This window comes from Streptomyces sp. NPDC093586, from assembly GCF_044764905.1.
Taxonomy (GTDB): Bacteria; Actinomycetota; Actinomycetes; order Streptomycetales; family Streptomycetaceae; genus Streptomyces.
This window is the reverse complement of the sequence record NZ_JBIWJA010000082.1, coordinates 1-6,292: the sequence shown is the minus strand read 5'-3', so window position 1 is coordinate 6,292 and position 6,292 is coordinate 1. Positions and strand designations below refer to the sequence as shown.

The following is a 6,292-nucleotide window of genomic DNA, read 5'->3' as shown; positions in this document are numbered from 1 at the left end:
ACCGGCGCACACTCTCAGGGTGCATCCCCACTGCCCGGGCAACCTCGGATGAAGGGCGTCTCTGCTCGAACAGCTCGGCCGCGCGCATGCGACGGGCCTCGGCCAACTGCGGCCGCGTCAGCGGTAGAACGGAGACATCAGCAACAGCATCCTGCGGCTTGGAAGACACACCATCATGCTCACACCACCGAAGCCCCAACCACCACAGAACTAACGAAAAACTCAGTAGGGGACAAGCGGCGGAGGTGGCGTGCGGCCGCTCCCAGGTATCAGGGCATGGCGTCGCGGAAGGGGTTGTACGCCGTGCAGGGGTCCTCGTCCGTTTCCCCACGGTGGCGGCGTTCGGCCTGGTAGCCGGTCCAGGCATCCGCGCCCTGACGGATGGACTGCGACGGCGTCCCGGTACGGGCGCAGAACTCGGCGAAGGTCAGGTCCGGTTCGGCCAGGCGCCGGCGTCGCTCCGCCTGCGGATCGTGGCGGGTATGTGCTCGGTCGAGGTCTTCGGTGCTGCGGGCGCGGGCGAGCTCGTCGACGTCGTAAGCGATGCGCCGCAGCACGGCCGCCACCCGCGGCAGATCGACCACCACCGGGTGCCGGTCCGGGAAATCTGCCTCCGGCCGCAGGTTCACCACCAGCGGGTAGCTCTCCCGCTCCAGGTGATCGATCCACTCCGCGCACTGACGGATCCAGCCGACCTCGTCCACCAGCCGCCCGGCCACGTCCGCGCGCCCCGACAGTTCCTCATCGGCGCTGCCGTCGGGATCCTCCGGGGCAGGCCAGCCCACTGCCCGCAACTCGGCCAGCAACGCTTCCAGCATCTGCGCCGAGACGTCCTTGGTGAGCTGGTGCACCCGGGTCGGCGACAGCCCGGCCGCCTCTGCGGCCTTCCGCACCGAAACCCCGCCGGCCCGCGCCGAGGCGAGCGCCCAGTTCCGTTTCTTCTCGGCCTGCTCCAGCCGCCACGCAACCCGCCGCACCCTCGCCAGCATCCGCTGCTCCCGACGGAACTTCCCCAGCCCGTCACCCCTCACCGGTCACAGCCTGCCAGGAACGACACGGCGGCGCAGGCATGTTCAGCAAACTGAACACTCAAGCGCTACCCACCGCGCAGAAACTCCCCGAGGACCGAGTCGGCCGAGTACGCCAACACCGACGTCCTCTGGAAAGTCGAGGCGGTCACCTTCGCGCCCGGCCGGGGCCAGGAGATCCTCGCGGTGCCGGCCAAGCCGCGCTCCTGGGCCGCCAGTTTCACCGGCGAGGTGCCAGTCGAGCTGATCGGCGCCTTCCTGGAGCGGCTGGTGGCCCCGGAGGGCGTCGACCGGGGGCCAGCCGCACCGCCAGCCGCAGCGGCCTGACGACCGGCACAGGACCGGGCCCGGCCCCGCGCGTATCGGGGTCGGGCCCGGGCCGTCATCGTAGGCCCTGTTCTTTTGGCCTCAGACCCACTGGACCTTGCCTTGCGCGCCGCCGGCGATGCGGACGTTGCTGCCGTAGGCAGTGCAGTAGGCGTAGGACCAGCGTCCGTCGTTCGTGATGACGCCTCGCGCGGTCTGGCCGTTGGAGCACTTGACCGCGGCGTAGTAGGCGTTGGCGCTGTTGCACGATGCGCCGAAGGTGTTGTCGTCCTGCCATGTCTGGCACGTGGCGGCACTGGCGGGGGACGCGGTCAGTGTCAGGCCACCTACGGCCAAGGCGACGGCGGCGAATGTACTGGCGAGGGCGCGCTTCATGGTGGGCACTCCTTTTGGTCGACTGTTCGATCAGCTAAGGCACGACACAGGTTGCTGATCGTCGACAGGCTGAAGCAACAGACACCAGGTGTCCCGGACAGGTCACCAACTGTCCGGGCTGTTCAGGGCTCTGTCTGGGCTGTGTCCCGGACAGCTACGGTGGAGCCCACCTGACCATCCTGGCTACGACCGCTGGGGTTGCTGGAGTCCGGGGGCCTTAGCTTGACTCTGTCGGTGATCTTGGAGTTGTCGGGGGTCAGGCACCCAGGGTGCGCCAGGACTTCGGACGGGGGATCTCGTGCTGATCGAGGTAGGTCTGGAAGGCGGTCGGTCGGCGGGACCGGAAAGCTTCCTCGCTCGGTGGGAGACCGCTGAGGCGCTCGATGTTGACGGCGATGGCGGCCAGAACGTGCTGGACGTGGACTTTCTCCTGGCCTCGGTAGCGGCAGTGACGCATGCCGTGGCCGTGAGCGAACTCGTTGACGGTGCCCTCGACTCCGGAGCGGACCGCGTAGCGGGTCTTCCACTCGGGTGTCTGTTGCTCGGCGCGGACGCGGAGCTGCAGGTCGCGGAGTTCTCGTGGAGGGAAGCCGACGGTGCGGTGGCTTTCGCGGGAGGTGGTGCACTGGGCGCGGGCCGGGCAGGGGTGGCACTGGCTCTTGGTGAACCGGGCGACGATCAGCGGGGCCGCGGTGGGCGAGGAGGTCGGGTAGGGGCCGTGCCGGCCCTGGCTGACCTGCCCCTGGGGCAGGTGACCTGCCGGCGGTCGTAGTCGATGTGGAAATCGTCGCGGGCGAAGCCCTCACCTCTGCGGTGCTGGCGGGTGGGGTTTCCCCGGAGCGGTCCGGAGACGGTGATCTGGTGGTCGTGTGCGGCTTGTTCCAGGTGAGGCAGGGAGGTGTAGCCGCTGTCGACCAGATGCTCGGCGGGCAGCAGGCCGCGGCGGTGCAGGCGGGTGTGGATGCCGGGCAGGACCTTGCTGTCGTGGGTGGTGGACGCGGTGGTGGTCACGTCCGTGATCACGTTCGGGCCGTCGGAAGCACACGTCTCCGTCAGATGTGCGGAGAACCCCTTCCAGCTGATGATGTGCCCGTGACGGGCGTAGCGGGCCGAGGTGTCGTAGGGCGAGACGATCGCCAGGGACGAGGGCGGCAGCCCGGGCCCGCCTTCGGTCTCGGCAGTGCGCCAGCGCAGGTGTCCCGCGGCGTCGTGGAGGTAGTTCTGCACCACGATCTGGCGCAGAGCCTGGACGCGGGGGCCGAACGCGCGGTCCGCTCCGTGCCGGTAGAGGTGTTCCAGGAGCCGGACGGCATCGTTCCCGGCGGCCAGAATCCTGGTCTTGGGTTTGGTGGGATTTTTGCCCAGGCGGACCGGACGACCGTAGCGCCGCCCCAGTCCTCGTCGACCAGGTCGTCCAGCAGGTGCCCGGCGGCATGGGCGACTTCTTCCAGCGCGGCGCGGACCGCTTCGGTGACCATCTCCAGGCGGGTCAGGTCCCGGACCGCGGCCAGGACGTGGGTGGAGTCGGTGCGCTGCATGGTGCGCTCGCGCACCGGGCCGGCCTCCTTCAGCCGGGCCAGGGCGAGGTCGAGGAGGCGGTCGGCGCGGTCGCCCTCGGTGAGTCGGTCGCGGAAGTCGGTCAGCACGCTGTGGTGGAAGCCGGGATCGTCCAACTCCATGGCCATGGCGTACTTGAAGTCGATGCGGCAGCGCACCGCCTCGGCGGCCTGCCGGTCCGACAGGCCGAGCAGGAACTGCAACACGCAGACGGTGGCCAGCTGCGCGGGCGAGAGGCCCGGACGCCCGTCGTGCGGGTACCAGGCGGCGAAGTCCTCGTCACGCCACAGCCCGTCCAGCCGGTCTCTCACCCACATCGCCGTCGTACCGCCAGGGTTGCTCGCCCGCGCGATCTGCGCGGTTAGAGGCGGGACTTGCTCACCGGAACGAGGACGGAGCGACAACGAACACCTCGACATCTGCACGGACTCTCGGAACACCCCGAGCATGCCCACCGATCACTCCGGCGCACCGACAACTCCAAGATCACCGACAGAGTCAAGTTTAGATGCTGCCGCTCGGCTCCGTCCGTATCCCGGCTACATCAACGGTGCCCAGTATGACGAGTGGTACATCGAGGCCACACCGGATCTTCTGCACGCCCTGGCACAGTTGTCACGTGCCTGCCACGAGCATGAGCTGACCAAGTGGCTTGAACGGCTCTCGAAACCGATGTGCGTGGAGCCCTTGGACTCCACGCTGTCCTACAAGACCTTCCCGAAGACCTGGTGCTCCCGCCCCAGCCAGGCTCTGGGCCTGCCGTGCGAACTGCACGTGGCAGGCCGCGTGCGAGGAACTGACCACCGGCCCCCACTCCGTGGGACGGGTCGAAGCGAAGTGAGCCCAGCGGTCCCACGCCGGCGGCCTGCACCGCCGAGCTCGTGAGCCCCTGCGGCAGACCGGCACCCGACGACGGCACCCGGTCAGGTCACACGGCGGACCGGCCCGCGCGGAACGCGGTCACCAGAAGCGTGTCGGCGGCGCGCGGTCCGGTTCCGCCGGGCAGTGTCCCGGTACTGATCCGAGCGAAACCGGCCTCGTGGAGAAGCTCGGTCCACACCTGTTCCTGGAGCACCCAGCGGCGCAGGCCGGCCGCCTCGCCGCCGGGGGTCTTCGCGCCGATCCCGGTGTGCCGCACGTCGGCGTGGGCGGGTTCGCCGCCGAGGTGGTGGGCGAGGGTGGAGAACACCAGCCGGCCACCGGGGCGCAGCGCGGCGGCCGCCGCCGGCAGTAGCTGGCGCGGTTCGGTGAAGTCGACGGCGCCGAAGACGCTGTAGAGCACGTCGTAGGTGCCGGCAGCCGTCTGCAGGTGCCTGACCGCATCGGAGCGGACCAGCCGCAGCCGCGGCGCGAGGTGGCCGTAGAGGTCGCCGGCCATGGCGTGCCGGGCGGGTGAGGCGTCGACGGCGCCGACGCGGGCGGGCCGGTGGTGGACGGCCAGGTGGGCGGGTCGTCATCCGGGCGGTACAGGCGGATGCTGCCGATGTTCTTCAGCCGGGGCAGCCGGCGGAAGTTGAGCAGCTCGGTGAGGGCGAACCCGACGGCAGACGCGCCGTGTGTGTCGACGCAGTTCGTCTCGATCTTGGCATCCGTGCAGTGCCACAGCAGTCCCTCGATCATCGCGGCGACCTCGGACGACGAACAGAACTTCAGCTGCGAGTAGACGCAGACGTTCTTCCGCTCCACGTGCCAGTAGATCATCACGCCGTCGCCGGAAGCGCGTGGGTTCGCCGACTCTCAGTAGCTCAATGCGTCGAACCCGTGCGCGGTGAAAGCTCGGACGGCACTACTGGGACGGGTTCGACGCAGTCCGATGAGGGTCACGCAGGTTTGTCGGTGCGGTTGCCGTCTACTTCGCTGAGGTAGGTGCCCAGAGGTTGGAGAGCCGCCCAGAGCTGATCAAAGTACGCGGCAAAGTAGGTCATGAACGTGGGATCCTCGACGCTGAAGCCATTCAGCCGCTGACGTGGCCCCCCGGAGAACGCCAAGAACACCACGCTGTCGTCGATCAGAGCCATGTTCAGGCCGTCAGCTGCCGCAGTCCACCGCAGCACATTGGCCTCGTAGTTAAGGATGTGCTTGCTGTCGTCGTAGTGCTGACGAGCCCAGGAGAACATGTCACGGTCAGGAAGCCCGTTGCGTTCGGGGATGCCGATGATGCGCCGTACGCTTCGTTCGTCGTCGCTTTCTTCGCTGGCCCAGTCCACGATGGTCTGGAAATATTCGGCGGACGCCCGGGTCGTGTACTGCGTGGGCGGGTAACGGCGCGTGTACGTGACCCGGATCTCCGAGCGTGCTTGGCGGGCACGCGCGGCAGCGGCCTCGTAGAACTCCCGATTGTCCCGGTACCAGTGCGCCGCCAGCAGAGCATCCCCTCGGGTCTCCGGCCCGCCGATGAGCGGTAGCTCCGGGATCGAGGAGCGAAGTCCCTTGGAGGCTTCCTCGATCTGCCTGTACGCCCGCAGCCATCGATCCCGCCATCTCGACGGATCCTCTCCGCAGGCCTCCACGAAGGCCGACATGTGCTCCCAGTTCGGGAATCGCCGGCCGTTCAGGATCGCCGAGACGGTGCTGCGACCACACCCAATCCTCCGGGCGAGCGCCTCCTCGGTTGGTTTCTTGAAGGTCCGCCGTCGGAGTTCGCGCAGTTCAGCCGCAAAGGCGAGTTGGGGCTCCGGCGGTTCTGACGAAGTCCGCTGGCCAGGCATGGTCTCCACCCCCGTGAGTGACACAGATTGACGCTGATGGTCCGTCATTGTCTGCCAGTGCTACAGAACTTCGCCAGCGTTCGGGAGTGTTCCCCTTCGTTCGGGGTGTTCTACGCGCGTCTTCCAGCCGTTGTCCCTGCAAAGATCTGGCACCAGAATCGGGGCGACGGCCACCGCCGGCCGCGCTGGTAGGAGAAGGGAGTGACGTTTTCTCAACGATGATCATTTCCAGATTCCGTTGAGGACGATGGCAGCGCGGGCGATGTCTCCGATCCGGTTGGGGCTGAGGGTGACGTG

Annotated in this window: 7 protein-coding genes and 2 pseudogenes; 1 reads left to right on the top strand and 8 read right to left on the bottom strand. The window is 68.2% G+C overall.

What is annotated here, in order from left to right; all coding sequences use genetic code 11:
• Window positions 1-269: 269 nt before the first annotated feature.
• On the bottom strand, window positions 270-1,031 hold the full coding sequence (locus tag ACIRFH_RS36380) for a hypothetical protein (RefSeq protein WP_403530812.1): 762 nt from the start codon (window positions 1,029-1,031) through the stop codon (window positions 270-272).
• Window positions 1,032-1,214: 183 nt separating this feature from the next.
• Between ACIRFH_RS36380 and ACIRFH_RS36375 the strand changes: the two genes are divergently transcribed.
• A complete protein-coding gene (locus ACIRFH_RS36375; protein ID WP_403530810.1) occupies window positions 1,215-1,355 on the top strand; it encodes a DUF317 domain-containing protein in 141 nt (46 codons plus the stop codon).
• 81 nt (window positions 1,356-1,436) lie between these two features.
• On the opposite strand, the gene ACIRFH_RS36370 is transcribed toward ACIRFH_RS36375, so the two are convergent.
• From ACIRFH_RS36370 to ACIRFH_RS36340, 7 genes and pseudogenes are all read right to left on the bottom strand, one after another.
• On the bottom strand, window positions 1,437-1,739 hold the full coding sequence (locus ACIRFH_RS36370; protein WP_403530807.1) for a hypothetical protein: 303 nt from the start codon (window positions 1,737-1,739) through the stop codon (window positions 1,437-1,439).
• 247 nt (window positions 1,740-1,986) lie between these two features.
• Entirely contained in the window at window positions 1,987-2,409 is a 423-nt protein-coding gene (locus ACIRFH_RS36365) for a transposase (RefSeq protein WP_403530816.1), read from the bottom strand.
• Entirely contained in the window at window positions 2,409-2,741 is a 333-nt protein-coding gene (locus ACIRFH_RS36360) for a hypothetical protein (protein ID WP_403530804.1), read from the bottom strand. Before ACIRFH_RS36360 ends, ACIRFH_RS36365 begins: the two co-directional genes overlap by 1 nt.
• A 41-nt stretch (window positions 2,742-2,782) precedes the next feature.
• A complete protein-coding gene (locus tag ACIRFH_RS36355) occupies window positions 2,783-3,604 on the bottom strand; it encodes a transposase (protein WP_403530801.1) in 822 nt (273 codons plus the stop codon).
• A gap of 611 nt (window positions 3,605-4,215) precedes the next feature.
• Window positions 4,216-4,734: pseudogene (locus ACIRFH_RS36350) on the bottom strand (class I SAM-dependent methyltransferase); the annotation flags it as partial.
• 11 nt (window positions 4,735-4,745) lie between these two features.
• Window positions 4,746-5,009 (bottom strand): annotated as a pseudogene (locus ACIRFH_RS36345) (Tn3 family transposase); the annotation flags it as partial.
• Between the two features lie 98 nt (window positions 5,010-5,107).
• Window positions 5,108-5,995, bottom strand: a complete 888-nt coding sequence (locus ACIRFH_RS36340) for a helix-turn-helix domain-containing protein (RefSeq protein WP_403530814.1) — start codon at window positions 5,993-5,995, stop codon at window positions 5,108-5,110.
• Between the last annotated feature and the right edge of the window lie 297 nt (window positions 5,996-6,292).